This is a genomic window from Rhodoferax ferrireducens (genome assembly GCF_003347515.1).
Taxonomy (GTDB): domain Bacteria; phylum Pseudomonadota; class Gammaproteobacteria; order Burkholderiales; family Burkholderiaceae_C; genus Rhodoferax.
Genome location: NZ_QEII01000298.1, coordinates 66918 through 92296 on the forward strand (window position 1 = coordinate 66918; position 25379 = coordinate 92296).

The 25379-nt window shown below is 57.0% G+C and carries 27 protein-coding genes; 20 read left to right on the plus strand and 7 right to left on the minus strand.

The genetic code is table 11. The features are described from left to right. Entirely contained in the window at nucleotides 1-1008 is a 1008-nt protein-coding gene (locus tag C5P05_RS20775; RefSeq protein ID WP_114971748.1) for a PhoH family protein, read from the plus strand. A 78-nt stretch (nucleotides 1009-1086) separates the two neighbouring features. Beyond that, nucleotides 1087-1536, plus strand: coding sequence for an rRNA maturation RNase YbeY (gene ybeY / locus C5P05_RS20780; protein WP_114971749.1), 450 nt, complete (start codon nucleotides 1087-1089; stop codon nucleotides 1534-1536). A gap of 74 nt (nucleotides 1537-1610) precedes the next feature. On the opposite strand, the gene dtd is transcribed toward ybeY, so the two are convergent. Together dtd and tyrS are read right to left on the minus strand one after the other, a co-directional pair. After that, complete coding sequence (gene dtd, locus C5P05_RS20785; protein ID WP_114971750.1) at nucleotides 1611-2078, minus strand: D-aminoacyl-tRNA deacylase; 468 nt, start codon at nucleotides 2076-2078, stop codon at nucleotides 1611-1613. A gap of 16 nt (nucleotides 2079-2094) precedes the next feature. Next, nucleotides 2095-3339 carry a tyrosine--tRNA ligase gene (gene tyrS / locus C5P05_RS20790; protein ID WP_114971751.1) on the minus strand — a complete coding sequence of 415 codons (1245 nt, stop codon included), beginning with the start codon at nucleotides 3337-3339 and terminating at the stop codon, nucleotides 2095-2097. A 141-nt stretch (nucleotides 3340-3480) separates the two neighbouring features. On the opposite strand from tyrS, the gene C5P05_RS20795 reads away from it, so the two are divergent. Together C5P05_RS20795 and C5P05_RS20800 are read left to right on the plus strand one after the other, a co-directional pair. Then, nucleotides 3481-4878, plus strand: coding sequence for a M23 family metallopeptidase (locus C5P05_RS20795; protein ID WP_232834598.1), 1398 nt, complete (start codon nucleotides 3481-3483; stop codon nucleotides 4876-4878). Nucleotides 4879-4901: 23 nt separating this feature from the next. Then, nucleotides 4902-6017: an anhydro-N-acetylmuramic acid kinase gene (locus C5P05_RS20800; protein WP_114971752.1), complete on the plus strand. Its 1116-nt coding sequence runs from the start codon at nucleotides 4902-4904 to the stop codon at nucleotides 6015-6017. Between the two features lie 15 nt (nucleotides 6018-6032). Here C5P05_RS20800 and erpA read toward each other — a convergent pair whose 3' ends face one another. The 5 genes from erpA to rplM all read right to left on the minus strand — a co-directional run bounded on the left by erpA (nucleotide 6033) and on the right by rplM (nucleotide 8634). Beyond that, nucleotides 6033-6398, minus strand: coding sequence for an iron-sulfur cluster insertion protein ErpA (gene erpA / locus C5P05_RS20805; RefSeq protein WP_114971753.1), 366 nt, complete (start codon nucleotides 6396-6398; stop codon nucleotides 6033-6035). Between the two features lie 112 nt (nucleotides 6399-6510). Further along, entirely contained in the window at nucleotides 6511-6906 is a 396-nt protein-coding gene (locus C5P05_RS20810) for a bactofilin family protein (protein ID WP_114971754.1), read from the minus strand. A 36-nt stretch (nucleotides 6907-6942) separates the two neighbouring features. Continuing rightward, entirely contained in the window at nucleotides 6943-7671 is a 729-nt protein-coding gene (locus tag C5P05_RS20815; protein ID WP_114971755.1) for a DUF6776 family protein, read from the minus strand. Nucleotides 7672-7771: 100 nt separating this feature from the next. Further along, entirely contained in the window at nucleotides 7772-8164 is a 393-nt protein-coding gene (rpsI, locus tag C5P05_RS20820) for a 30S ribosomal protein S9 (protein ID WP_114971756.1), read from the minus strand. Next, nucleotides 8161-8634 carry a 50S ribosomal protein L13 gene (rplM, locus tag C5P05_RS20825; RefSeq protein ID WP_114971757.1) on the minus strand — a complete coding sequence of 158 codons (474 nt, stop codon included), beginning with the start codon at nucleotides 8632-8634 and terminating at the stop codon, nucleotides 8161-8163. The genes rpsI and rplM overlap by 4 nt, the downstream gene beginning before the upstream one ends. 162 nt (nucleotides 8635-8796) lie before the next feature. On the opposite strand from rplM, the gene C5P05_RS20830 reads away from it, so the two are divergent. From C5P05_RS20830 to C5P05_RS20905, 16 genes are all read left to right on the plus strand, one after another. After that, on the plus strand, nucleotides 8797-9735 hold the full coding sequence (locus C5P05_RS20830; protein WP_114971758.1) for a 23S rRNA (adenine(2030)-N(6))-methyltransferase RlmJ: 939 nt from the start codon (nucleotides 8797-8799) through the stop codon (nucleotides 9733-9735). 424 nt (nucleotides 9736-10159) lie between these two features. Then, nucleotides 10160-10690 carry an FxDxF family PEP-CTERM protein gene (locus tag C5P05_RS20835; RefSeq protein ID WP_114971759.1) on the plus strand — a complete coding sequence of 177 codons (531 nt, stop codon included), beginning with the start codon at nucleotides 10160-10162 and terminating at the stop codon, nucleotides 10688-10690. Nucleotides 10691-10833: 143 nt separating this feature from the next. Continuing rightward, complete coding sequence (locus tag C5P05_RS20840; RefSeq protein WP_114971760.1) at nucleotides 10834-11034, plus strand: hypothetical protein; 201 nt, start codon at nucleotides 10834-10836, stop codon at nucleotides 11032-11034. After that, entirely contained in the window at nucleotides 11027-12448 is a 1422-nt protein-coding gene (locus C5P05_RS20845; RefSeq protein WP_114971761.1) for an undecaprenyl-phosphate glucose phosphotransferase, read from the plus strand. The genes C5P05_RS20840 and C5P05_RS20845 overlap by 8 nt, the downstream gene beginning before the upstream one ends. 2 nt (nucleotides 12449-12450) lie before the next feature. Continuing rightward, nucleotides 12451-13746, plus strand: coding sequence for an XrtB/PEP-CTERM-associated polysaccharide biosynthesis outer membrane protein EpsL (epsL, locus tag C5P05_RS20850; protein WP_114971762.1), 1296 nt, complete (start codon nucleotides 12451-12453; stop codon nucleotides 13744-13746). A gap of 12 nt (nucleotides 13747-13758) precedes the next feature. Further along, nucleotides 13759-14697, plus strand: a complete 939-nt coding sequence (locus C5P05_RS20855; RefSeq protein WP_114971763.1) for an EpsD family peptidyl-prolyl cis-trans isomerase — start codon at nucleotides 13759-13761, stop codon at nucleotides 14695-14697. 44 nt (nucleotides 14698-14741) lie between these two features. Beyond that, complete coding sequence (gene epsE / locus C5P05_RS20860; protein WP_114971764.1) at nucleotides 14742-15620, plus strand: polysaccharide export protein EpsE; 879 nt, start codon at nucleotides 14742-14744, stop codon at nucleotides 15618-15620. 28 nt (nucleotides 15621-15648) lie between these two features. Continuing rightward, on the plus strand, nucleotides 15649-17052 hold the full coding sequence (epsF, locus tag C5P05_RS20865; RefSeq protein ID WP_114971765.1) for a chain length determinant protein EpsF: 1404 nt from the start codon (nucleotides 15649-15651) through the stop codon (nucleotides 17050-17052). After that, the gene (epsG, locus tag C5P05_RS20870; protein ID WP_114971766.1) at nucleotides 17049-17939 is read left to right on the plus strand and encodes a chain length determinant protein tyrosine kinase EpsG; all 891 of its coding nucleotides are present in this window, start codon (nucleotides 17049-17051) and stop codon (nucleotides 17937-17939) included. Before epsF ends, epsG begins: the two co-directional genes overlap by 4 nt. Nucleotides 17940-17955: 16 nt before the next feature. Next, nucleotides 17956-19137, plus strand: coding sequence for an O-antigen ligase family protein (locus C5P05_RS20875; protein WP_114971767.1), 1182 nt, complete (start codon nucleotides 17956-17958; stop codon nucleotides 19135-19137). A gap of 8 nt (nucleotides 19138-19145) precedes the next feature. Then, nucleotides 19146-20147 (plus strand): acyltransferase family protein, encoded by a 1002-nt coding sequence (locus C5P05_RS20880; RefSeq protein ID WP_157979410.1) that lies wholly within the window; start codon nucleotides 19146-19148, stop codon nucleotides 20145-20147. Nucleotide 20148: 1 nt separating this feature from the next. Continuing rightward, entirely contained in the window at nucleotides 20149-20622 is a 474-nt protein-coding gene (locus C5P05_RS35025) for an acyltransferase (RefSeq protein ID WP_114971769.1), read from the plus strand. A gap of 5 nt (nucleotides 20623-20627) precedes the next feature. After that, entirely contained in the window at nucleotides 20628-21545 is a 918-nt protein-coding gene (locus C5P05_RS20890) for a glycosyltransferase family 2 protein (protein ID WP_157979411.1), read from the plus strand. Beyond that, a complete protein-coding gene (locus C5P05_RS20895; protein ID WP_114971771.1) occupies nucleotides 21545-22621 on the plus strand; it encodes an esterase-like activity of phytase family protein in 1077 nt (358 codons plus the stop codon). The genes C5P05_RS20890 and C5P05_RS20895 overlap by 1 nt, the downstream gene beginning before the upstream one ends. Then, on the plus strand, nucleotides 22614-23888 hold the full coding sequence (locus C5P05_RS20900) for a glycosyltransferase (RefSeq protein WP_114971772.1): 1275 nt from the start codon (nucleotides 22614-22616) through the stop codon (nucleotides 23886-23888). Before C5P05_RS20895 ends, C5P05_RS20900 begins: the two co-directional genes overlap by 8 nt. A 38-nt stretch (nucleotides 23889-23926) precedes the next feature. Next, on the plus strand, nucleotides 23927-25378 hold the full coding sequence (locus C5P05_RS20905; RefSeq protein ID WP_114971773.1) for a lipopolysaccharide biosynthesis protein: 1452 nt from the start codon (nucleotides 23927-23929) through the stop codon (nucleotides 25376-25378). Nucleotide 25379 lies beyond the last annotated feature (1 nt).

The following is a 25379-nucleotide window of genomic DNA, read 5'->3' on the forward strand; positions in this document are numbered from 1 at the left end:
TTGATTCTCAGACACCTGTTTTCCCCGCCCAACAACATCCGGCTCGGTCATCTGTGCGGCCCCATGGACGAACATCTGCGCACCATCGAAGTGGCATTGCAGGTCAAAATTGCGCACCGGCACGAGCAGTTCAAGGTCGATGGCACCAAGGCCAATGCCAAGCGCGGCATGGAGATGCTGCAAGCCTTGTATGAAATGGCGGCGCGCCCGATCGACACCGCCACCATCCAACTGATGCTGGCCGGCGACCCCGATATGGTTGACGCTGACAGCATGGCGCTGAAAACCAAGCGCAACGACCTGCGCGCCCGCACGCTCAACCAGGCCACCTACCTGGACAACATCGCCCTGCACGACATCACCTTCGGCATCGGCCCGGCCGGCACCGGCAAAACCTATCTGGCCGTGGCCATGGCGGTGGACGCCTTGCAGCGCAGCGCCGTGCAACGCATCATGCTGACGCGACCTGCCGTGGAAGCCGGCGAGCGACTCGGCTATTTACCCGGCGATCTGGCCCAGAAGATCGACCCCTACTTGCGCCCGCTGTACGACGCGCTGTACGAGCTGATGGGTTTCGAGCAGGTGCAAAAAGCGCTGGAGCGCCAGACCATCGAGGTCGCGCCGCTGGCCTTCATGCGCGGACGCACGCTGAACAACGCTTTTGTGATTCTGGACGAGGCGCAAAACACCACGCCCGAACAGATGAAGATGTTCCTGACCCGCATCGGCTTTGGCTCCAAGGCCGTGGTGACGGGTGACGTGAGCCAGATCGACCTGCCCAAAACCCAGCTCAGTGGCCTGATTGACGCCGAGCGCGTGCTCAAGCGCGTGGACGGCATCGCCATTTGCCGCTTCACCAGCGCCGACGTGGTGCGCCATCCGCTGGTGGCGCGCATCGTCGACGCCTACGACGCACCGGGACGCATCAACCTGTATCGGCGCGACGACGCCGACCCGGAGGTGCCTGCCGTCGTGGCGCGTCCCCGCAACCGGAAAAAGCTGGTTTAACAGTCTTTCTTATTGCTATTTAAATAATAGCTGCTTACGCATATCCACCAAGGGCTAGAGACCTTTTTAACCATGTTAATGCTGAATCAACTCGCTTTATCCCTGCAATTCGGCAAAATTGACGATGCCGCCCTGCACCGCGCGGCCCTGCCCCGGCACAAGGTTGCCCGCTGGATTCGCCATGCGCTGCAAAGCGACGCCGAAATCACGGTGCGCATCGTGGATGCCGAAGAAGGACTGGCGCTGAACCGCGACTACCGGAAAAAAGACTACGCCACCAACGTGCTGACTTTCGACTACACGCAAGAACCCGTGGTCACCGCCGACCTGGTGCTGTGCGCCCCGGTAGTGGCCCAGGAAGCCAAGGAACAAGGCAAAACGCTGGAAGCCCACTACGCCCACCTGCTGGTGCACGGCACGCTGCATGCGCAGGGCTGGGACCATGAAACCAGCGAGGAAGACGCCCAGGTGATGGAACTGCGCGAGGTGGAAATACTGGCCCGGCTCGGCTTCGACAGCCCATATTAATGATTAAATAGGCCTCTAGCCCTCGTCAATAGGGCGCAATATGCTATTAAATATATAGCACACCAACCGATGCACTAACGGGCGTCTGGCGCCATGCGCAGGGGAATCGTCACCGGGCCGTCGTTCACCAGATGCACCTGCATGTCGGCGCCAAACTGCCCGGTCTGCACCAGCGGATGGGCGAGCCGGGCTTGCGCCACAAAATAGTCGTACAGCCGGCGGCCTTCGTCGGGCAGGGCAGCGCCGGTGAAACCCGGCCGGTTGCCGCCCGACACATCGGCCGCCAGCGTGAACTGGCTCACCACCAGCAGGCCGCCCGCCCAACCCTGGCCGTCCATGTCTTGCACGCTGTGGTTCATCTTGCCCGCATCGTCACTGAAAATGCGCAGTTTCAGCAGCTTCACCAGCAGCTTGTCGCTCTGGACCTCCGTGTCACCGCGCTCGGCGCACAGCAGCACCAGCAAGCCCGGCCCAATTTCACCAGCCACCTGACCCTCGATCAAGACGCGCGCCTCGCTGACACGCTGCAAAACGGCAATCACGTCGGTTGGGCGCCGCTTAGCCGAGCGTGACCTTGGCAAACTTGCGTTTGCCGACCTGAACCACATAGGTGCCCGTCCCCAGCTTCAGCCCCTTGTCGCTCACCACGCTGGAGTCCACGCGCACGCCGCCACCGTCAATCAGGCGGTTGCCCTCGCCGCTGGACGCCGCCAGCCCGGCCAGCTTGAGCAAGGCGCCGATGCCCAGTGGCGCGCCACCCTCACCCAACGGCAAAGAAAGCTCATCAATCTCGTCCGGCACGCCGCCCTTGCTGCGGTTGATGAAATCCTGCTCGGCCGCGTCGGCTGCGGCGGGCGAGTGGAAACGGGCCGTGATCTCCTTCGCCAGCGCCACCTTGGCGTCTTTCGGGTTGCGCCCGGCCGCCACTTCGGCGCGAAGGACCGCGATATCAGCCTCGCTCCTGAAACTCAGCAAGGTGTACCAGCGCCACATCAGCACGTCCGAGATGCTCAACACCTTGGCAAACATGGTGTTCGCGTCTTCCGAAATGCCGATGTAGTTGTTCTTGCTTTTGGACATTTTCTCAATGCCGTCCAGCCCCTCAAGCAGCGGCATGGTCAAGATGCATTGCGGCTCCTGGCCGTATTCGGCCTGCAGGTGACGCCCCATCAGCAAATTGAATTTCTGGTCGGTGCCGCCCAGCTCCAAGTCGCTTTTCAGGGCCACCGAGTCGTAGCCCTGCATCAGCGGATACAAAAACTCGTGCACGCTGATCGGCGTACCGGACTTGAAGCGGTCATGAAAGTCATTGCGCTCCATCATCCGGGCCACCGTGTATTTGGCCGCCAGCTCGATCATGCCGCGCGACCCCAGGCTGTCGCCCCATTCGCTGTTGTAGCGAATCTCGGTTTTGGCCGGGTCCAACACCATTGAGGCCTGGCGGTAATAGGTCTGGGCATTGACCTCAATTTGTTCGCGGGTCAGTGGCGGGCGCGTGGTGTTGCGACCCGACGGGTCGCCAATCAGGGTGGTGAAGTCGCCAATCAAGAAAATGACGGTATGGCCCAAATCCTGCAATTGGCGCATCTTGTTGAGCACCACCGTGTGGCCGATATGGATGTCCGGGGCGGTCGGATCGAGGCCCAGCTTGATGCGCAGCGGCGTACCGGTGGCTTCAGCACGGGCCAGCTTCTTGACCCAATCGTCTTGCGGAATCAACTCTTCACAGCCCCGCAAGGTCACCGCGAGCGCCTCCCGGACACGATCTGTTACAGGAAAACGGGGAGATAAGGCTTGATTCATAAGGGTTTTTCTTGGTGCATTCGGGTGGAGCGAAGTTATACTCTGCGTTCGCTCAAGCGCCTGATTTTAATTCCTCAAGCATGAGCACCCTCTTTTGTCCGTTCGGTTACACACAAACCAACCTCACCTGGAACGCTTGTTTTGATTAACAGCCTTGCTAACGCAAAAAATGCTTTTCTGACTTTAGCCAGTCAAACCATCACACAACACCCCAAACGCATCACGGCCGTCATTGCGGCCTTGATGCTCGGCGGCGGTGGCGGGGCCTTCGCCGTGGCCTCCTTCGCGCCGGACCCGTCAGATTTACCGGTGCGGGAAATCCTGGAATCGGTCCAAGCACTGCCTTTGAATGCTGCGTCCGATGACCTGAACATCCAGTCCTTCAATCTGTACAGATCCGACGTCACCCGCTCCAGTGACACGGCGGACACCCTGCTCAAGCGGCTGGGCGTTGACGACACGGCCGCCGCCACCTTCCTGCGTACCGACGCCACGGCCCGCCAGTTGCTGGGCCGAAGCGGTCGCAACGTGACTGCGGAAACCAGCGACAACAATCGCCTGCAAAAGCTCAGCGCCCGCTGGAGCGCTGACAACGGCGGCAACTTCCAACGCCTGGTGCTGGAGAAAACACCCAAAGGCTTTCAGTCACGCATAGAGTCAGCACCGCTGACCGCATCCACCCAGCTGGCCAGCGGCACGATCCAGACCTCCCTGTTCGCCGCCACCGACGAGGCCAGAATTCCCGATGCGGTCGCGACTCAGCTGGCGGAGATTTTTTCGAGCAATATTGATTTTCATCGCGCGCTGCGCAAGGGCGATCGCTTCTCCATCGTCTACGAAACCCTCGAAGGCGATGGCGAACCCCTTCGTACCGGGCGCGTGTTGAGCGCCGAATTTGTCAACGCGGGCAAGAGCTTCCAGGCCATGTGGTTCCAGGAACCCGTGGCCGCGGGCAGCCAGACCGCCAATGCGTCAGGCGCCACGGATTCCCGTAGCAAAGGCGGCTACTTCACCCTGGACGGTCAGAGCCTGCGCCGGTCCTTTCTGGCATCCCCCGTCGAATTTTCGCGCGTGAGCAGTGGCTTCAAAATGCGTTTTCATCCAATTTTGCAGATGTGGAAAGCACATTTGGGCACGGATTACGCGGCCCCGACCGGCACAGCGGTGCGCAGCGTTGGCGATGGCGTGGTTGAATTTGCCGGTGTTCAAAATGGTTTCGGCAATGTGATTTATGTGAATCACGGCAAGCAGAACACCACGGTTTATGCACACCTGAGCCGCATCAATGTTCACAAAGGCGAGACCGTCAGCCAAAACCAGAATATCGGCGCCGTGGGCTCTACTGGCTGGGCAACCGGTCCGCACCTGCATTTTGAGTTCCGCGTCAACGGGATACACCAGGACCCTTTGACGATTGCACGCCAAAGCGAGGCGGTGGCCGTGACGGCTTTAGCCAAGCCTTTGTTCAACCGTTTGTCATCGGAAGCACGGCTTGCGCTCTCGGCCGCTGCTTCCATACAACAAACCAGCGCCCAGTAGACGCTCGGGTCAGAAACACGACCGTGTCTGAACTTTTTGTAGGTCTGATGTCTGGCACTTCGCTGGACGGTGTGGATGGTGTTTTGGCGGATATTTCCGGCACCCGCCTGGCCGTTCTGGCCTATGGCAGTGCACCTCTGTCGCAGGCCTTGACCGAGGAACTGCTGGCCCTCAACAGCCCCGGACCCAATGAATTGCACCGGGCCGCCTTGGCGGCCAACGCACTGGTTCGCGTGTACGCCCACCTGGTTGCCAATTTGCTGGATCAGGCTGGCATTAAACACACCGAAGTCAACGCCATTGGCGCGCATGGTCAGACCGTGCGGCACCAGCCCCAAGCCTTTGACGGCACCGGATATACCCTGCAACTCAACAATCCGGCTCTGCTGGCCGAGCTGACCGGGATTGAAGTCGTTGCCGACTTCCGCAGCCGCGATGTGGCGGCCGGTGGACAAGGTGCCCCGCTGGTGCCGGCCTTTCACCAATCCGTGTTTGGGCGCCTTGGCGAGACGGTGGCAACGCTCAATATTGGCGGCATTTCAAACCTCACGGTGCTGGGTCCGAAAATGACGGACGATGTGCTCGGCTTTGATTGCGGGCCCGGCAATGCCCTGATGGACGCCTGGTGCAGGCAACATCTTGGCCAGGCTTTTGACGCCGACGGTACCTGGGCGGCCGCTGGACGGGTGCACGTCGACTTGCTGGCTGCGCTGCTGGAAGAACCCTACTTTGACCAACCGGCGCCCAAAAGCACCGGGCGCGACCTGTTCAATCCCATCTGGTTGGCCAGGAAACTTGAAAGATTCACCTCGGTGGCACCGGTTGATGTGCAAGCAACATTGACAGAATTGACCGCTAGCGCTTGTGCAGTCTGCGTGAAGCGCTATGGATTCGAGAGCAAAAACCTCATTGTCTGCGGAGGGGGCGCTTTCAACACCCACCTGATGAATCGGCTGCAGGCGCATTTGCCATCGCTGCAAGTCGACTCTTCCCAAGCCCACGGACTCCACCCCCTGCAGGTGGAAGCGGCGGCCTTCGCCTGGCTGGCACGCAAGACGGTCAGGCGCGAAACATCAAGTCTAGAAGCAGTAACGGGCGCCCAAGGCGCCCGTGTACTGGGTGGAATCTACCCGGCCTGAGCCAAGAGACTCCCCTCAGGTCGAGAAACTCGATCCGCAGCCGCAGGTAGACTGGGCGTTGGGGTTTTTGATCACAAACTGCGCGCCCTGCAGATCTTCCTTGTAATCAATTTCAGCGCCCAGCAGGTATTGGTAGCTCATGGCGTCAATCAACAGGGACACGCCATTCTTGGTCATCGTGGTGTCGTCTTCGTTGGTGATTTCATCAAAAGTGAAACCATACTGAAAGCCTGAGCACCCGCCCCCTTGCACAAAAACGCGCAATTTCAGGTCCGGGTTGCCCTCTTCAGCAATCAGGTCGGCCACCTTGGCGGCAGCGCTGTCGGTGAAGAGAATCGGGCTTGGCATTTCAGTTTGGATGTTTTCTGCGACGGCACTCATGGGTACTCCTAAATAGTGGAGGACAGAACTTGCCACTGTGTGACTGCGGCCTGACCCCACAAGTTTTCAATATTACTTTGAGAATAGTACAGCAAATTGGTCAGGAATTCAGTCAGGCGTTATTTGCCGCCAACTTGAGTGTGGGCTTTTCATCGGCCCCGAGAATGGGGCGCAGTTGCCCGGCGATGATGGCTCCTTGATGCATCTCCAGCGCCGTGTAGTGCACATCCCCCGTAATGCGAGCCTTGGGCTGCAACTCCAGCATCAGACGCGCATGCACGGGCCCATTCACCGTGCCATTGATGATAATGTGATCGGCATGGACTTCACCTGTCACCATGGCCGTCTCCGAGATCACCAGAATGCTCGCCTGATCCGGTTTGCCACTGATGCTCCCGACCACCGCGCCATCAACGCGCAGACCGTCAGAAAACCTGAAATTCCCGTCAATCTGACTGCCCTCGGCAATCAAACTCTTAATGGGAGGCTGTTTTTTCTTGTTAAACACGTCAGTATCCTTGCATGCGTTGAACTGTGAACTTGACTAAAGCGTGACGGATTGCACCGTTTTGGTGAGGGAACCATCCAGGATTTTGGCAGTAAGGCTCCTGACAACGGCTTGAGGTGGCAGCTCAAACGTGCCTTCAAGTCGACCATACTGTCTCAGCTTGAAGGCCTGCGCTCCGCCGGGCAACGCCGCCGACCAAGGCTTGCCATGGAGCACACCGGTAAAAGTCAGCTCCAAGCGTCCATTGAACTCCGGCGGGCTCTTGAGCGCCTGAATGACCAGCACCTGCCATTTGATCTCGCGCCCGTTATGGAGCTCAGCCTGCAAGCCACGTATTGCAATGCTGTCGGCACCCGCCGTGGGTATCAGTTTTTCAAAAAATCCCAAATCATCGCGCAGGCTCTGGTTATCGACTTCAAGCTGTTTGTTTTGAGCCAGCAATCGTTCCTGCGCCACTTTTTCCGAGGTCAGCAAAGTGTCAACGGTGTTGGCGATCGACTGCGCCCTGTCACGTTCCTGCCTCAGGGTCAGCACTTCTGCACGCAAAGCCCCAAGTTGGGATTGCGACTGTTGCAGTTCCGCCTTGCTGCCTTTCTCAAGCCCGGCAATGCCTTTGCCAAACTCGAAGGCCCACAACGCGATGGCGGCACAAAAGCCAAAGACGATAGCCACCACAGCCCAGCGAAACGGCCAGGGCAAAGCACTGCGCACAGCCATGCGCGGGGCGCTGACAGTCAGGCGGCGAAGGATCAAACGAAGTCGCATGGGGCGTGAAGTCTAGCAGCCAGAATGCAAACAGCCGCCGGAATCTGCATTCTGGCGGCTGCTTTTGCACAACATTTCGTTGGCGTAACTTCTTCTGAAATTAACGCTTGCTGAACTGCTTGCGACGACGTGCGCCGTGGAAGCCGACCTTCTTACGTTCGACTTCACGGGCATCGCGCGTGACGAAACCAGCTTTGCTCAGCTCGGACTTGAGCGTGGCATCGTAGTCAATCAGGGCACGGGTAATACCGTGACGCACAGCGCCAGCTTGGCCAGACTCGCCGCCGCCAGCCACGTTGACCATGATGTCAAACGTTTCAGCGTGGTTGGTCAACAGCAGAGGCTGTTTGCAAATCATGATGGAAGTACCACGACCAAAGAATTTGGAAATGTCTTTGCCGTTAACCACGATTTGGCCGGAGCCTTTTTTCAGGAAGACACGAGCGACGCTGGATTTGCGACGGCCGGTACCATTGTTCCATTCACCGATCATTTCGCGGACTCCCTTTTGATTGCATTGGCAGAGATGCCTGCAATATCCAACACTTTGGGCTGCTGGGCTGTGTGGGGATGCTCAGCACCACCGTAAACCTTGAGCTTCTTGATCATGGCATAGCCCAACGGGCCTTTAGGCAACATACCCTTGACGGCTTTTTCCAAAGCGCGGCCAGGGAACTTGGCTTGCATGTCACGGAAGTTGATGGCGGAAATGCCACCTGGGTAGCCGGAGTGGCTGTAATACACTTTGTCAATGGGCTTGGCGCCAGTGACACGCAATTGGGATGCGTTGATGATGACGATGAAGTCACCGGTATCGACGTGAGGCGTGTAAATGGCCTTGTGTTTGCCGCGCAAACGGAGAGCAACTTCGCTGGCTACTCGTCCGAGGACCTTATCGGTCGCGTCAACCACAAACCACTCGTGCACCACGTCAGCGGATTTGGCGCTGAAAGTTTTGGTCATGAGATTTCTCTTATTGAAGAGGGTTTGTCGGGCTCTTTTCCACGGTCGGCGTTCCTCTGATGGGAATCTCTTAGGTGGGGATCTAGCTCCGCCGCGGAGCCACAAAAGCGCTGCGAAGCCCAAGATTATACAAAATTAGGCACGGGGCGGTTAAAATTCACCATGTTTAGTTATCGCCACGCCTTTCATGCCGGCAACCACGCCGACGTTCTGAAACACACCACACTCATTGCCATGCTGCGGCATTTGCTGCAAAAGGACACGGCGCTCACGGTGTTTGACACCCATGCCGGCGCCGGTCTGTACCGGCTCGACGGCGAGTATGCCGAAACCAGTGGAGAAGCGGCCAACGGCTTCTTGAAGTTGCTCACCTTCATCAATACGCCGCCAGCCCCCGCCAAAAAACCGTCAGCTGCGGCCAAATCCATAGCGGAGGGCTTGGCGCCGGTGATCAAGGACTATATGGACTTGGTCGCCAGTTTCAACAACAAAGGCAGCCACAAGGTCTATCCGGGCTCGCCCTTCATCATCCAGCGCCTGCTGGGTGAGCGCGACAAGCTCAAGCTGTTTGAGATCCACCCCACCGACACCAAAACACTGGCTGCCAACATCGCCCAGCTTGAAGCCGGGCGTCAAGTTGCTGTGTTACGCGAGGATGGTTTTGAAGGTATCAAGAAATTCCTGCCGCCCCCCGCACGCCGGGCTTTGGTCTTGAGTGACCCCAGTTATGAGATCAAGAATGATTACGCCCGCGTCGTGGCCATGGTTGCTGATTCACTGGTTCGATTTGCCACCGGCACCTACGCCGTCTGGTACCCCATCATTCCACGACCCGAGGCGCACGACGTGCCGCGCAAACTGAAGACTCTGGCGACGAAATCGGGCAAAAAATGGCTCAACGCGACCTTGACCGTAAAGTCAAGCAAGTTGACGGCCGATGAAGCCGGTGATGTCATTCGCCCCGGCCTGCCTGCCAGCGGCATGTTCATCATCAATCCGCCCCACACCTTGAAGGCAGCGCTTCAGCTGGCACTGCCGCAATTGGCGGAAATACTGGGCCAAGACCAGCACGCCACCTCGACGGTTGAGTCCGGGGGCTGAGGCCTCCGGCGGAGGCGGTACTGCCTGGCGGAACTCCGCCGGCAAGTTTGGCCGCACATTGAGCGCCATACTCTCGTGCTTACGCACTGGCGTATGGATCTTTTGGCGAGCGCCGACAGGAAACCCAAGTTCAAGGTGGGTTGCACCTGCCTTCGTCTAATCGCACGCCCTTACACGGGGCATGGAAGCATCACAAAACAGCGCCTAGTCCGGCTTGCCGGTCCCAACAGGCGGCTTTTGGCGCCAAACAGGTACACCCAGACGCACCAGAATTGCTTGTTTTATCCAAATGACAGGTATATGACGGCAAGTAACGTTAAGCCACTTCAAGTTACTTCAAGTTACTCAGAACTTTCGCATTCGGGATAACCCTCGTGTTAGCCTGACGACACGCTTAGTTTTTCCAGCGTGAGAGGGTAAATTCATGAAACTTAAGACAAAAATCGCCGTCATCGCCATTGCAGCGCTCAGCGCCGCCAGCAGTTTTGCTTACGCGAACGGCGGGGCCGTGGGGACCTTAGTTCCAAGTGCGCCCTTTGCCAGCACCGTTTCTGGTGAATTTACTGACGCCTGGGGTTTCAGTCCAAGATCGTCATCCACCTTTGATGCCTCCGTCACGAATGTGGCGATCGCATTCAGCTCATTGAGCTTCGGTGCAATGAAAGAATTGTCGGCAACCTTTAACGGCGTTTCTCGCTTTGTCTCGCCCGTCCCAGTCAGCAACTCGTCTTACACAGTTACGAACCCTATTTTTGCGGGTAGAACGACATTGCCCGCCGCCGGGTCATTTGAACTGAAAGCTGCCGGCACCGGAATTAGCAGCGGTCAGGCCTCCTATGTTGGCGACATGGCTGCTTCCCGGATTCCCGAATCGGGTCCCTTGGGCATGCTGCTGGCCAGCCTGGGATTGATGGGCACGATTGCAGTGCGGCGCATCAAGGCCAACGCGGGCTGACCTGCGCAAGAGGCTCTCGCCTCCGCAAAAAGGATAGCGCCGAAAGCCCACATGGGCTGCGTATCTTTCGTGAATGCTTCCATGGACAAGTCGCTGCCGTGAGGCCCCCCCGTTTTCGGGATACCTTTATCAATGGGACGACCTTGAACTCCTCCAACAATTTCAGGTTTCGCGCGCAGTCGGTTTGCCGCAAGGCGATGCGCCGGCATTCGGCGACGGTGCGCAACCAATTCGATGTGCTCGGGTGGGTGCAGGGAAATTTCACGCGCGTCTTCCGGACGCTTGCAGACAGCAACGGCTTGCCGGCTGTCCATCCGTACAAGGTATTCACCAAAGATGTCTGAAATCCAAAATACCCTCTCCGCGGCAGCCCTGAACAAGCAGCCCGAACAAGCCTCGCTCGGCAAAGACAATCTGCTCAGCCTGTTCGAGTCCGCCACCGGCCCCTGCGCCTTTGTCTTCTCCCTGTGGGGCCTCGCTTATTTGTTCGACGGCGAAATCCTTCCCCATTACGTCGTTTTATCGATTTTGGTTTTTGCCCTGACCTTTCCGGGCCAGGTTCGGCTGCAATCTCCGGTCTTCTCCGAAGCGCTGGACATTGCCGTGAACTGGTTTTGGATTGCGGGCCTGCTGCTGATCGGGGCCTTCGCCTCGGGCTACATCAACGAAATTTCCCAGCCCGTCTTCTACACATGGCTATTGGTGGCCCCGCTGGCCAAGCTCGGGGCCTGCCTTGCGCTGCGCCGTGCAGCGCCCATGCTGCTCAAATTGCAGGGACCCAAGAAGCGTGCATTGATTGTGGGCATGAACGAGCAGGGGCTGGCACTCGCCAACAAAATCAGCGCGTCGCCCTTCTCCACGGTGGAACTGGTCGGTTTTGTGGACAGCCGCAGCACCGAGCGCCTGGACACGACCTCCCCGCACATGTTGCTGGCCAAGCTCGACCAACTGGCCGACCAGATCAAGACCCAAAACATCCAGCTGATCTACCTGTCGCTGCCCATGGCGTCGCAGCCACGCATCCTGCAGATTCTGGACGACCTCAAGGACACCACTGCGTCAATCTATTTTGTGCCTGATATGTTTGTCACCGACCTGATTCAGGGCCAATCCAGTTCAGTGTGCGGCACGCCGGTCATCTCGGTCTGTGAAACGCCCTTCAAAGCCACCAATGGCGTGGTGAAACGGCTGGCGGACATCGTTTTTTCAATATTGATCCTGATCATGATCTTTCCCGTATTGCTTGTGATTGCCGCGGCCGTCAAGCTCGGGTCACCAGGACCCATCGTTTTCAAGCAGCGCCGTTACGGACTGGATGGCGAAGAAATTCTGGTCTACAAATTCCGTTCCATGACGGTCACGGAAGACGGTGGGGCCATCAAGCAGGCGCAGAAAAATGACAAACGCATCACCCCGCTGGGCTCATTTTTACGCCGGTCATCACTCGACGAGCTGCCTCAATTCGTTAACGTGCTGCAGGGCCGCATGAGCATTGTCGGTCCGCGTCCGCACGCGGTCGCGCACAACGAGCTCTACCGCAAGCTCATCAAAGGCTACATGGTGCGCCACAAAGTCAAGCCCGGCATCACGGGCTGGGCGCAGGTCAATGGCTACCGCGGCGAAACCGACACCCTGGACAAGATGCAGGGCCGTATCGACTTTGACCTCGACTACCTGCGCAACTGGTCACTGCAACTGGACGCCCACATTATTCTCAAAACCATCCGTCTGGTACTTAAAGATCAAAAGGCCTACTGAACATGTTGATGCACCACCGTTACTGGCTTGCGCCATCCACCCTGCTGCTTCTATGGAGCGCCGCGCCTGCGTGGGCGCAAACAAAAACAGAAGAGCCGCCTTTCAAGCTCAATGCCGGCTATTCGCGCCTCAGTGACAGCAATCCGCTTCGCCTGCCAGGTGGCACTTCAGACCAGATTGGTACCACTACGCTGGGTTTTAGTTTCAACACCCGGCAAAGCCTGCAGCAGTTTGAACTTGACTTCAACCTGATCGATCACCAGTATCAGCATTTCACTGACCGCAATTTCACCGCGCACAATTACAACGCCGCCTGGCGCTGGGCCCTGACCCCTCGTCTGCACGGCAACTTCACGACCGATCGCAAGGAATCGCTCAACACCGATCTCATTACCTCCGAGGGCAATGACTCGCTCAACACCGAGCGCAAAGATTCACCCAGCAGTTTGGTAAACGCCCAGGGCGTGCCGCGCACCAACACCAATACCCGTTTTGACGCCTTGTATGAAATCGACGGTGTCTGGCGTGTGCTCGGTGGCGTGTCGAAATCGACCCAAACCAACCTTTTGACCCAGGGGCAGACGCCGGTGCAGACCCAAGTCATTGGGGAAGACTACCGCTCATCATCTGCCGACGCGGGCCTGCGTTACGCCTTCACATCAGGCAGCTCACTGACTTACACGGCCAGAACCACCGAGGGCAATTACCTCAATCACCTGCCATCCACCGATGGTTTGTATGACGGCGGCTTCCGCCAACTGGACAATGAGTTACGCCTTCACTGGATTCTCACCGGCAACACCACCGCAGACATCAGCGCAGCCCACGTCAACCGCACCCACCCGCATTTCACCCAGCTCGACTACAGCGGCCTGAACACCGGCGTCAAACTCAACTGGAACATCACCGGAAAAACCGCGCTGGCTGCCAGTTGGATGCGCGAGTTGGCGAGCGATCAGCATGACGCGAACTCCCCCAACGACGACTTCAACTACAACTCCACCCACAGCCAGACCAACCGTTTGTCCCTCGGCCCGGTCTGGAAAGCCAGCGCCAAAACAGTGGTTCGCCTGAACTACGAATTTGCACAGCGCGACTACCAGGGCTCGCCCACCGGCGTCGACGCCGCAGCCCAGCGCAGCGACACCCTGCACAACACCATGCTTGCAGTGGCGTGGCAGCCTTACAAATACGTCACGCTCGGCGCCTCGCTGCAAAGAGCAACCCGGACCTCCAACCTGCCCAATCTTGACTACGACAGCAACATGGCCACGCTGTCGGCCAAGTTCAGCTACTGAGTTCACTGCACCATGACCGCATCTAGTACCCGCTTTACCCTGACTCTACTGGCCGCAGCCCTTGTATTGGGTCTGTCCGCCTGCGGAAAAAAAGACGACAAGAAGGTGGTCTCACAGGTTGCTGCCAAGGTTGATTCCGAAGAAATCTCGGTGCAACAGATCAACCAGGTGCTCAGCCAAACCAACACCTCGGGCACCACGCCCGAGGCGACACAAGCCATCAACCGCGAAGTGCTTGAGAAACTCATTGACCAGCAACTCGCCGTCGACCGGGCCATTGAGAGCAAGCTCCACCGTTCCCCCGAGGTGCTGGCGCAAATAGAAGCCGCGCGCCGTGAAATTCTGGCCCGCGCCTACATGCAGAAAGTGGCTGCAGCGCTGTCCAAACCCACAGCAGAAGAAATCCAGCAATACTATGTTGAGAACCCCCAGCTGTTTTCGGAGCGGCGCATTTTCAACGTGCAAGAAATTGTGGTGCCCGTGGCCGCAGATGTAGCCGACAAGCTGCGCAGCTTTGCCTCAGTTGGAAAACCCATCGAGACGGCTGCGGCGTGGCTCAAAATCAAAGGCATCAAGTTCGGCAGCAGCAGTGCCACCCGCGCCGCAGAGCAAATTCCGATGGAGCTGCTGGCGCAAATCCATGCGATCAAGGACGGGCGCAGCATAGTTATCGCAGCGCCCCAAACCAACACGCTGTTGCACGTCGTTTCATCACAGCGCTCGCCCGTGGATGAAGCCACGGCACTGCCGCGCATTGAGAAGTTCTTAAGCAACCAACGCGCTGGCGAAGCCGTGACTGCCAATTTCAAGCAATTGCGAGCCAACGCCAAGATCACTTACAACGAAGCCTTTGCCCAGGGCGAAGGTACAGCGCCCACGGCAGAACAGACCTCCGCTGCAGATGACCCAAGCAAGAGCAGCATCAAAAAAGGCGTGGCCTGGCTCAAATGACGCCAGCACTTCCCATTCACCCGTTTAACAACCCGGAACTCCCCATGAAACAGCAGCTCAATCGCAATCCGCATCTTCTGGTGGCCGCCATTCTGGCTTTTTCCGGCCTCACCGCCCATGCTCAGGCGCCAGCACCAGTAACGGCAGCCGTGGCCTCAACACCGACGCCGACGCCGACGCCACCGTCCCAGGTCAAGCCGGACTATCCGCTGGGCGTTGGTGACGCCATTCGGATACAAGTGTTTCAAAACCCTGACCTCACCATTGAAACCCGCGTCTCTGAAAACGGCTCTATTACCTACCCCCTGATTGGTGCCGTCGAAATCGGTGGCCTGTCCATTGCCGCGGCCGAAAAGAAAATTGCCGATGCCCTGCAAAAAGGCGGCTTCATCCAGAAACCCCAGGTCAACATTGCGCTCACTCAGATCCGCGGCAACCAGGTGGCGGTGCTCGGACAGGTTCTACGTCCGGGGCGCTTTCCACTGGAGTCCGCCAGCACCCGCCTGAGCGACATGCTGGCCAACGCAGGCGGCGCCACCCCGACGGGTGACGACATCGCCATCGTCACCGGTTTGCGGGACGGCCAGCCGTTTCGCAAGCAAATCAATATCGCATCCATCTTTCTGGGCGAGAAACTGCAGGACGACATCGTGCTGCAAGCCGGTGACAGCATCTATGTGCACCGCGCCCCGGTGTTTTATATCTACGGTGAAGCCCAACGGCCCGGTTCATTCCGTGTTGAACGCAACATGACCGTCATGCAGGCCCTGGCCCTGGGCGGGGGACCCACCACCCGCGGCAGTGAAAAACGCCTGCGCCTGCACCGCAAAGCGACGGACGGCAGTATTCAACAAGTCGAACCCAAGCTAACCGATCCGGTGCTTCCCAATGACGTCATTTACGTCAAAGAAAGCATTTTCTAAACCAAGCACCGGCACAAATACCACTTCCATGACACTCCAAAAACTCCTGCTCAGCCTGCGCGCCCGCTACAAAGTGGCGCTGTTCACCCTGCTGGTAACCGTTACCGCAGCCATCATCGTGAGCCTGATACTGCCCAAACAATACACGGCGAGCGCCGCCGTGGTGGTGGACATCAAGTCGCCCGACCAGATGGGCGGCCTGATGCTGCAAGGCGTGGTAGCCCCAGGTTACATGGCCACGCAAATGGACATCATCAATAGCGAGCGCGTGGCCAAAGCGGTGGTCAAGCTGCTTCGCATGGAAGAAAGCGCCCCCCTTCGGGAACAATGGCAGGAGGCGACGCTGGGCCAAGGTCAGATGGTCGACTGGCTTGCATCCTTGCTACAACGAAAGCTGGATGTGAAGCCCTCGCGCGAGAGCAACGTCATCAGTATCGACTTCACAGATCCCGACCCCGAGCGTGCCGCTGCTGTGGCCAACGGCTTTGCCCAGGCCTACATCAACGTCAACCTCGACTTGCGGGTGGGTCCGGCCCGCCAGTACGCTGCGTTTTTTGAAGAGCAGACCAAGACCGCACGCGAAAATTTGGAGAAGGCCCAGCTGACCCTGACCACCTACCAGCAGAAAAGCGGTCTCACCGCTTCCGACGAAGCGCTTGACTTTGAAATCGCCAAGCTCAATGAAGCCTCCAGCCAGCTCACAGTCGTGCAAGGCCAGACCACCGACAGCCAAAGCAAACGCCAAAACGGCAAGTCGGACACGGTAGCCGAGGTCATGCAAAGCCCCTTGCTCAACGGCCTGAAAGCCGATATCGCCCGGCTTGAAGCCAAGCTGAACGAGACCAACATCAACCTTGGCAAGAATCACCCGCAAACCCAACGGACGGAGGCCGAACTGGCCGCGCTCAAAGCCCAGCTTGGCGCCGAAACAGGGAAAATCACCAGCTCGATCGAGACCACCTACCAGGTCAGCAAACAGCGCGAGCAGCAATTGCAGGGCGCGCTGGGCGCCCAAAAGTCCCGCGTGTTGGGACTTAACAAGCAACGCGACCAGCTGAATGTGATGCGCCGCGACCTGGAGTCTGCGCAACGGGTTTTTGAGGCTGTGAGCCAGCGCGCGTCACAAACCAACATCGAAAGCCAGACCAAGCAGACCAATATCGCAGTCCTCAACGCTGCCACCGTGCCAACCAGTCCGTCCAAACCCCGCGTACTGCTGAACATACTGGCCGCCATCTTTTTAGGCGCCCTGTTGGGCATCGGCCTGGCGCTGCTGCTGGAGCTGACGAACCGGCGCGTGCGCTCGGCACAAGACCTGATGGAAGCGCTAGGCCTGCCCGTATTGGGCTCAGTCGGCTCGGCCTCACGCTTGCGCAGGCCCGTCACAAAACATCTTTTGAACAACACTGCAACCACCGGGGCACGCGCATGAACACAGTTACCGGCATCACCCCACTGCGAAACGCCACCCGGGCATCTCCACGGTCGATTGGCGACATACTGGTCGCCACCGGCCGCCTAAGCGCCGAAGATGCCGCCCGCATCCTGGAGCGGCAGCGGCAAGACAACAGCCAGTTCGGCGATGCCGCCCTGGCCATGAAACTACTCACCAAAGACGACATTGACTTTGCGCTGAGCCAGCAATTCGGCTACGCGTACCTGGGCGAACAGGACACCAGCCTCAGTCCCGATCTGGTCGCCGCCTACAAACCGTTTAGCCACGTGGGAGAAAACCTGCGCGCCGTGCGCAGCCAGCTCATCCTGCGCTGGTTTGACACCGACCGCACCCACAAAATGCTGGCCGTGGTGAGCGCCGACAAAGGCGAGGGCCGCAGCTTTATCGCCGCCAACCTGGCCATTGTGTTCGCGCAACAGGGTGAGCGCACCTTGCTGATTGATGGCGACCTGCGCGCCTCACCCGGCAAGGGCCAGCACGCCCTGTTCAAGCTGGGCAAAGGCGCGGGCCTGTCTGGCATATTGGCAAACCGTGCGGGCCTGGAGGCCGCTCAACTTGTCCCCGGCTTGCCGGGCCTGGCGGTTCTCCCCGCAGGCGCTGTGCCGCCTAACCCGCAAGAACTACTGGGCCGCGCCGCGTATAGCGACTTGATGCAAATCGCCGCTCACAAGTTCGATGTGATCATCATCGACACCCCTGCCGGTGGCGACTATGCCGACGCAGAAATCATTGCATCCCGCGCGGGTGCCGCGCTGATGGTCGCCCGCAAAAACAAGAGCCTGGTGAACAACACGGCCCAGCTGGCCCGTCGCCTGCAAGACAGTGGCGTAGCCCTCGTGGGATCCGTGCTAAACGATGCCTAGTCGAACCGCATCCGTTATGCCCGAGGTGCATCTGAACAAAGGGAATGCACTCGCCAATTTGTTCAGCATGGCCTGGTTGGTGGCCCTCCTGTTGCTGGTACTCAATCTGGGCGTGGTCGCGGGGCTCGGCAATATTAACGCGCTGGAAAAATCGCTATTTTTGGCCGCAGGACTGATTTACCTCGCGAACAAGCCCAAAAACTGGGGTGCCAGCATCACGGCATTGGTCATTTTGCTGACCATTTTTCTCGGCGCGGTGTTCACTGAATTCTTTGCCTTCTCCTGGGGCCGCGCCGCTTCAGCAGCGACGGCATTGTTCGCCCTCGTTCCATTCTTTTTGGCAAGGCCGAGCGAGCGCGAGCGTAATTTGGCGCTTAAAAGTATTGCCGTCCTTCCGTTTATTCTCGTGAGTTACTCGCTGGTGCTTTGGGTGGCCATGGGGATCCCCATTATTTTTCGCGACCATACCGGCGCGCAACGCCTGGGGGGTGCGCTGCATCCCGCCTTTCTGGCGGCAGCGTGTTATGCGGGCGCCCTGAGCAGTGCGTTCCTCTATTCCCAGCACAAGTCTTTTCGCTATCTCGCCTTGTGCACGGCCAGCCTCGTTATCTGTCTCTTGTCCGGCACGCGAATGCCATCCGTCTGCGCGGCCGCAAGTTGTGCGCTGGTCATCGTCGGCGCTACGCGGGGCGGAGCCTCCCGGATCGGTTTTATTGGGCTTGGCTTGACGGCGATCGTGATTTTTCTGTTGACCTTCGGCGATCAGATCCTGGTAAGGTTCATGTCGGGCTCGACCAGTGGACGGGAAGACATGTGGGCCGCCCTTGGCGAATGGATTGCGCGCTATCCCTTGGCAGGCGTCGGATTTGGTCACCATGGACTACTGATACCGGAATCGATTACCAAAATTACACGCACTTCGGCGGCTCACAATGAGTATCTGCGTTCACTGGTTGAACTCGGTTATCTGGGTGCCCCGGTTTTCCTGGGCAGTCTGTTTCTTCTCTTCGTCCAGTCTTCCGCCAACGCTTTGTCCAAAATTACCCTCCAGACACTGGCTCTCGTCTTGCTCTTGTTTGTTTACGCATCAACCGACAATGTTTTCTTTCTCAGTTACTGCCTGCTGATTCCTCTGGTCATATCCTGGGGTCCATCAGCCGCTATTCCGTCACGCGGGCAGTCGGTCGCCAGCAGATGAGCACACCCTTGCAACAACAACCGAATGCAAGAATTGCACTGATCGAGGCGGTAAAAGGTTTAGGGATCATTCTTGTGGTAGCGGCGCACTTGGTCAAGTTTGGCACGCCCGGGGTTCCGGATTGGTACACCATTTTCAAGTTCAAGGTTTACCTTTTCCACATGCCGCTATTGATGTTCATGAGCGGTTATGTTTTTCGCCATGCCAATCACCATGTGCGCGGACTGGCGGATTTTTCTGGTTTCGCAGGTCGACGTGCCAACCGCTTGCTGGTACCTTTTATCTTCATTGGTGTTGTCACCATCCTTGGCAAATGGCTCTCTGCCATGTGGTTTTCAATCGATGAGGCGCCATTGAGTCTGGCTTCTGGCTTGACATCGATCTTCATTGATACCGAATCCAGTCCCGTCTTGACGATTTGGTATCTTTTTGTCCTGTTTGTGTATTGCCTCGTGACGCCCGCGCTGTTCGTGCTGTTTCGAAGTCGATGGACCTGGTTGGGGTTATTCGCGTTGGTCCTTTACTTCATTCGGTTGGATGACATCTTGTACGCCAACCGCGTTGCACAGTATTACGTCTTCTTTGTGGCCGGATGCATCGCCGCAGACAGGGAATTCCTGCCGCGCTTGTCGGGATCGAGGTTGAGAATCGCAGCGATTGCCGGTTTCATGCTGGTGCTGATGGCCCCGTGGAATCGTGATTACGGTCTGTTGATCTGCGGTCTGATCTCTTGCCTGGCCGTGCCTGCCCTCGTGGACGTGCTGCCCGAGCGCTTGAGAAACATGCTGGGCTATTTTGGCAGCCTCTCCATGACGATCTATCTGTTGAACGTGATCTTCATTGGCGTGGCCAAAGTAGGCTATGAAAAGGTTGTTCCACTGCCTCAGCAGGACTTTGGGCTTCTCTTGCTGGTTACTTTTGTCACCGGCTTATGGGGCCCCATTCTTCTGAAAAAAACTGTTGCCGCGGTCCCCGCTTTGAACAAAACCATTGGAAAGTACTTGAGCTGATATGGCACTACGTCTCGCGCATCTTTCATCGTTGCGAAAACTGATCATCTCGCTTGTTCGCCTGACTTACGTTCAGTTGTTCAAGATGGATTTGCATCCCACCTGCAATTTCTCCCTGTCTGCAAAATTCGACAAGACCAACCCGCGCGGCGTACATGTCGGGGAATACAGCTACGTGGCGTTTGATGCCGCCATTCTGACCCATGACCTGACCCGAGGTTTGCGCTTGCACACGCGCATTGGCAAGAACTGCTTTGTGGGCGCACGCAGCATCGTCCTGCCCGGCGTGCTCGTGGGCGACGGTTCCATCATTGGCGCCGGCTCAGTGGTGGTACGGGACGTGCCACCCCATTGCATTGTGGCGGGCAACCCCGCCAAGGTCCTGCGCGAAGGCATTGAAACCGGTCGCTATGGCCGCCTGAGCAACGCCGATGAAACTCAAAACCGGCAATCTCTCGAAAACAACCTGGATTGATCCCCATGCAAAGCACTGCCCTGACACCCCCCAAGCTTGACGCCCTGCTGCTCACAACCTGTGATGTGCAGGGTGGCCGTACCGACGAACTGCTGCGCCTGCTCAACAGTGTCAGCCAGCAAGTGCAAGAAGACGATGTCCGTGTCATTCACTATGTGCTGCTGCAGCGCTCAGAACAAGCGGCTGCCGCACTCAAGACCGACTGGGTCCGGCACGATGTTCGTTTCCTGCAGTTGCCGGGCCGGGTTTCACTCTCGCGTGCGCGCAACCTCATGCTCAACGAGGTCGAGAAAGACGGGTTGTTGAGCAACGCCCTTTGGCTTGCATTTCCGGATGACGATGCCTGGTATCCCCCAGGCTTTATCCGACGCATGACCACCCTATTTTTCAGTGCTCCCCAAGTGGGCATGGCGACCTGCCAGTACTCGTCTGCTCCGAAAGCCGTTGCCGATACGTCCAATTCAGGGGCCTTTGAGGTGCTGACAAGCAGTGGTCAATTTGTGCGGACAGTGTCGTCCAACACACTTTTCCTGCGGGCCGATATGGCCAGGTCAGTCGGCTTTTTCGATGAGCGCCTGGGCGTGGGTGCGCCCATCAACGGGGGGGAAGATCTCGATTTTGCATTGCGCGCCTTCACCCTCAACACCGGAAAAACGCTCATCAGTCGCTTGCCCCTGGTGGGCCACCGGGACCGACAGGTCTGGGTTCGTTCCACCTACTTTGGCGGCAGCCTTTTTGCATTGGCGAGAGCCGCCAGAGGCGACGTCCGGCTGTGGTGGTCATTTGTCAGGAAAAGCCTGGTTGGCATCTATCTGTTTGCCAATGGCGAGTTAAAGCCCAAACAGTTGTGGGCCAGTATTCGCTGCGCCTTGAAGGGATTCGCCACCCGTACGCCACTCGTTGAAAAGATCACCACACCCTGATGCTGCGCCGAATTCTTTTGCTGGCGGGTTTCCTGGCTGCGGCCCTGGCTTTGGGGATTTTCCTGCTCAAAGGAAAACCGCATACGGATCTGGTCGCTGAAGACCGCGTGCATATCAAGTCAAGCCCCATCAAGACACTTGATCGATTCCCGTCCATCAAGCATGCCGAACTTGCACAACAACTTCGTTTCGAACATGGCATCACACTGACAAGCCCGTCAGAAGCCTTCGGCGGACTGTCTGCGCTGCACCTGTCCAAAGACCGTGACGTTCTGCTGGCCATCACGGACACAGGGCATTGGGTACGAGCCACACCCGTTTGGCGAGATAAGCAGCTGGTTGGATTGGAGCACGCCGTGATGGCACCGGTACAAGCTGCCGGAGGACGCTCCTTACGCGCCACCGGGCATGGTGACATCGAGGCGCTGGCCGTGGGCAACAACGGTGCCTACCTGGCCGATGAGAGCTTTGGTTCAAGCATTTTCTTTGCGCCCAACGTGCCGGGCTCACTCGCCGCGCCGGTTCAACCGTTCAAGCGACGGGCCGCCCTGAAGCGAATGCCCAAAGGTCGGGGAATAGAGGCGCTGGCTTTCGTGGAGACGACGGGTCAGGCGCCCCAACTGCTGGCCATTGCCGAGCGCAGTCCAGATTCAGACACGGCATCGCTGCCCGCCTGGTTGCTTCCCATAAACCGTGACAGCACGGATATACAAGCCCTGCAATATGAAGCCACGTCCGGATTCGATGTTTCCGATGCTGCTTTTTCAAAGACATGCGGGCTTTTGGTTCTGGAGCGCAAACTAAATTGGTTGGGTTTCTTTGAAATCCGTTTGAAGCTGGTTCAGTCAACCAATATCAAGGCCGGGAGCACCCTGAAAGGACTGACCCTTCTGGCGACTAATTCATGGGCCAGTTACGTGGACAACATGGAGGGGGTTTCCGTCGTTGACATGCCCGATGGATCATGTGAGGTTTTCATGACTTCTGACGATAACTATTTGCCCGTGCAGTCAACGAATCTACTGCAATTCAGATTGTCAAATAACAATATTAAGTTATCACCCTCAGATGAATAATAAAAAACAAAATAGCGATAAGATTTTCATGGTTGTCGAAGAACTGCCATGCAGAGGGCATAACGGCTACTCAACCTACAACCGTGCATTCCTGGATTATTTTCTGACATCCGGAAAAGAAGTCCATCTCTGCGTCACCGGGCCACGGCTTCCCGGTCTGGTTTTCAGGCCAGGCCAGCAGTTGGGATCGAACAAACCCATCTTTCATTACCTGCATGCGTTTGAGTTGGGTGGATTCTGCTTTCCTTCAACACGCGCCGCCATGCTGCGCGGTGTCTATGCAAGTTTGCCCACCGCACTGCGGGTACGGTTGCAGAATTTGATGTCATTTCGGTCATCGCGCAAGCGCCAGAGCGGTCCTCCAGCGGCTGTTATCGGCCGTCGACTCGATCCAGCGGAGTCCGCTTCCATCGCTCGCCGAATCGATTCGATAGCACCCGACTGGGTATTTGTCGACACAATCTTTCGCGCCGGTTTCATTCCCTTCCTGCAGTCATCGCCAAAGCTGGCACTGATCGCGCACGATGTTTTTTACCAACGTTGCCAGTCCATCGCCGCGCAAGGAATCCCGGTGACACCCTGGGTCAGCGCGGAGGATGAAGCGGCAAGTTTGAATTACTTTGACCGGATTGTTGCCATCAGCGACGACGATGCCACGCTGCTGCAGGCTCTCACCCCATCCTCCACCCCTTCGGCGCTGATGTCACCGCTGGACGTCGCGGTGCCGGGCATACCCACCCCGAATCCTGGCCGGCGCGTGCTCTACCTGGGTAGCCGTGCGCACCACAATATCCAGGGTCTTCAGTGGTTTCTGGATGAAATCTGGCCCCAGGTCCTGGCGACCGTCCCCGATGCCGCACTGGATGTCGTCGGTTCGGTCTGCGACGGCCTTCAACCCAGCCCGAATGTCATGCTCCATGGGCGTGTCGATAATATTGCGGCCATTGCGTGCAACACCGGCTTTGCGATTAACCCGGTGCTTGCCGGCAGCGGATTGAAGATAAAAATGCTGGACTATTTCGCCCATAGTTTGCCCTGCATTACCACCGACGTGGGAGCCATTGGGTTTCCCCGTGTCTCACCCTCCCCGATCCGCATCAGCAGCGATGCTGATTCGTATGCGACTGCCGTCATTGAATGGCTTCAAAACGATGCGCTGCGGGAGCGCGCCCGTTCAATATTGCCAAGCTATGTAACTTACTTTTCGCGAGAAAACTTCGATCGCCAACTCGCATCCTTGATGCGCCTTGATTTCGCGGCCTGTTGAGCATTAAAAATCAAATAAAAACTATTTTCTTTATCTAAATGCCAAATAGTCTCAGTTCAAAAGTTTCATCAGGATTGCTCTGGTCCGCCGTGCGCAGCTGGGGAAGCAGACTGTCTTCCCTGGCCGTATTTCTTGTCCTGTCACGCTTGTTGACGCCCTATGAATTCGGCCTGTTTGCAGCGGCAACCGTTATCTTTCTGTTTTTTGAGCTGTTTGTGGATCAGGGACTTAGTGATGCCTTGGTTCAAACCAATGAGCTGAACGACGAACTGGTCAATGCCGTCTTCTGGTTAAATATAGTTTTCTCTTTTATTGTATTTTTCACGGTCTACCTGTCTGCGCCTTACCTGGCGCAGAAGATGAAAATGCCGGATTTGTCACAAATTATCCGGTACGGCTCCCTTTCAATCCTGATAAATTCAACGGCTTTATGCCAGCAGGCACTTTATCGGCGTGAATTCAAATACAAGATGCTGGCCGTTCGAAGTTTAATAGCTTCTTTGGTGAGCGGCATTTTTGGTTGTGTTTTTGCTTTTTACGGATTTGGAGCCTACAGCCTGTTGATTCAGTTTTTGATACTGAGCACGATTAATGCAACCTATGTCTGGTACTACCCCATCTGGCGCCCGACGCTCCATCTCGATGTCAAACCAGCATTCAAGTTACTGGGTTTCAGCATCAGCGTTTTTCTTACCAAATTGCTGGATTTCATATCTCAAAAATCCATTGATATTTTTATTGGTTACGCTCTGGGTGCCGTGAGCTTGGGCTTGTATTCGGTGGGCGCACGGCTGTATCTCATACTCATGCAGATGTTAAGTTCAGTTGTTCTCGATGTTGCTCTGTCCGGATTTTCCAGACTTTCATCACAGCTCGACAAATTAGCCAGCGCCTATGTCTCAGCACTGAAAATTTCAAGTGCCGTGGCCTTCCCCATTTTTGTATTCCTCTCCGCAACAGCAAGCCTTGTTATTCCCCTATTTTTTGGAGACAAATGGTCAGAAAGTTCATATGTCTTCAGTGCCCTTTCCTTGCTGGGGGCGGTTCAAGTTTTGCAGTTTTACAATGGATCGTGCTTGAATGCGTTGGGCAAGAGCAATCTCACGTTGGTGACGGTCTGTTTTAAAATATTATTCGCGTTTATTTCCCTGTTTTTCTTTTCCAGCGCCGGTCTGGAAAAATTGATAATGGCTTTCGTTATTGGCCAATTATTGGCGGCGCCCATCAGTTTTTATTTTGGACTGTCCAGGCTAAAGCTGAAACTCTTGTTGGTCGTAAAAACCATATTTCCCTTCATGCTTGCGTCGGCGCTCATGTGGTTGGGATGCTATTTTATCGTCAAGCATTTTGAAACGACCCACAAAATACTCGTTCTTCTGCTGACCATGGTGACATCTTTTATTATTTACTTCACATCACTGTTTACTCTGTTCAATAAAGACTTTCACTATTTATTGTTTCTATTAAAAAATAAGTTTAAGGTCGCTTGAC

Coding starts and splice junctions, on each gene's coding strand:
- C5P05_RS20895 (WP_114971771.1), top strand. CDS start 21,545: ATGCTGCGCCGAATTCTTTTGCTGGCGGGTTTCCTGGCTGCGGCCCTG.
- epsG (WP_114971766.1), top strand. CDS start 17,049: ATGAACACAGTTACCGGCATCACCCCACTGCGAAACGCCACCCGGGCA.
- tyrS (WP_114971751.1), bottom strand. CDS start 3,339: ATGAATCAAGCCTTATCTCCCCGTTTTCCTGTAACAGATCGTGTCCGG.
- C5P05_RS20830 (WP_114971758.1), top strand. CDS start 8,797: ATGTTTAGTTATCGCCACGCCTTTCATGCCGGCAACCACGCCGACGTT.
- C5P05_RS20905 (WP_114971773.1), top strand. CDS start 23,927: ATGCCAAATAGTCTCAGTTCAAAAGTTTCATCAGGATTGCTCTGGTCC.
- C5P05_RS20855 (WP_114971763.1), top strand. CDS start 13,759: ATGACCGCATCTAGTACCCGCTTTACCCTGACTCTACTGGCCGCAGCC.
- C5P05_RS20845 (WP_114971761.1), top strand. CDS start 11,027: ATGTCTGAAATCCAAAATACCCTCTCCGCGGCAGCCCTGAACAAGCAG.
- rpsI (WP_114971756.1), bottom strand. CDS start 8,164: ATGATCGGTGAATGGAACAATGGTACCGGCCGTCGCAAATCCAGCGTC.
- C5P05_RS20900 (WP_114971772.1), top strand. CDS start 22,614: ATGAATAATAAAAAACAAAATAGCGATAAGATTTTCATGGTTGTCGAA.
- C5P05_RS20835 (WP_114971759.1), top strand. CDS start 10,160: ATGAAACTTAAGACAAAAATCGCCGTCATCGCCATTGCAGCGCTCAGC.
- C5P05_RS20815 (WP_114971755.1), bottom strand. CDS start 7,671: ATGCGACTTCGTTTGATCCTTCGCCGCCTGACTGTCAGCGCCCCGCGC.
- rplM (WP_114971757.1), bottom strand. CDS start 8,634: ATGACCAAAACTTTCAGCGCCAAATCCGCTGACGTGGTGCACGAGTGG.
- ybeY (WP_114971749.1), top strand. CDS start 1,087: ATGCTGAATCAACTCGCTTTATCCCTGCAATTCGGCAAAATTGACGAT.
- C5P05_RS20890 (WP_157979411.1), top strand. CDS start 20,628: ATGCAAAGCACTGCCCTGACACCCCCCAAGCTTGACGCCCTGCTGCTC.
- epsE (WP_114971764.1), top strand. CDS start 14,742: ATGAAACAGCAGCTCAATCGCAATCCGCATCTTCTGGTGGCCGCCATT.
- epsL (WP_114971762.1), top strand. CDS start 12,451: ATGTTGATGCACCACCGTTACTGGCTTGCGCCATCCACCCTGCTGCTT.
- C5P05_RS35025 (WP_114971769.1), top strand. CDS start 20,149: ATGGCACTACGTCTCGCGCATCTTTCATCGTTGCGAAAACTGATCATC.
- erpA (WP_114971753.1), bottom strand. CDS start 6,398: ATGAGTGCCGTCGCAGAAAACATCCAAACTGAAATGCCAAGCCCGATT.
- C5P05_RS20875 (WP_114971767.1), top strand. CDS start 17,956: ATGCCCGAGGTGCATCTGAACAAAGGGAATGCACTCGCCAATTTGTTC.
- epsF (WP_114971765.1), top strand. CDS start 15,649: ATGACACTCCAAAAACTCCTGCTCAGCCTGCGCGCCCGCTACAAAGTG.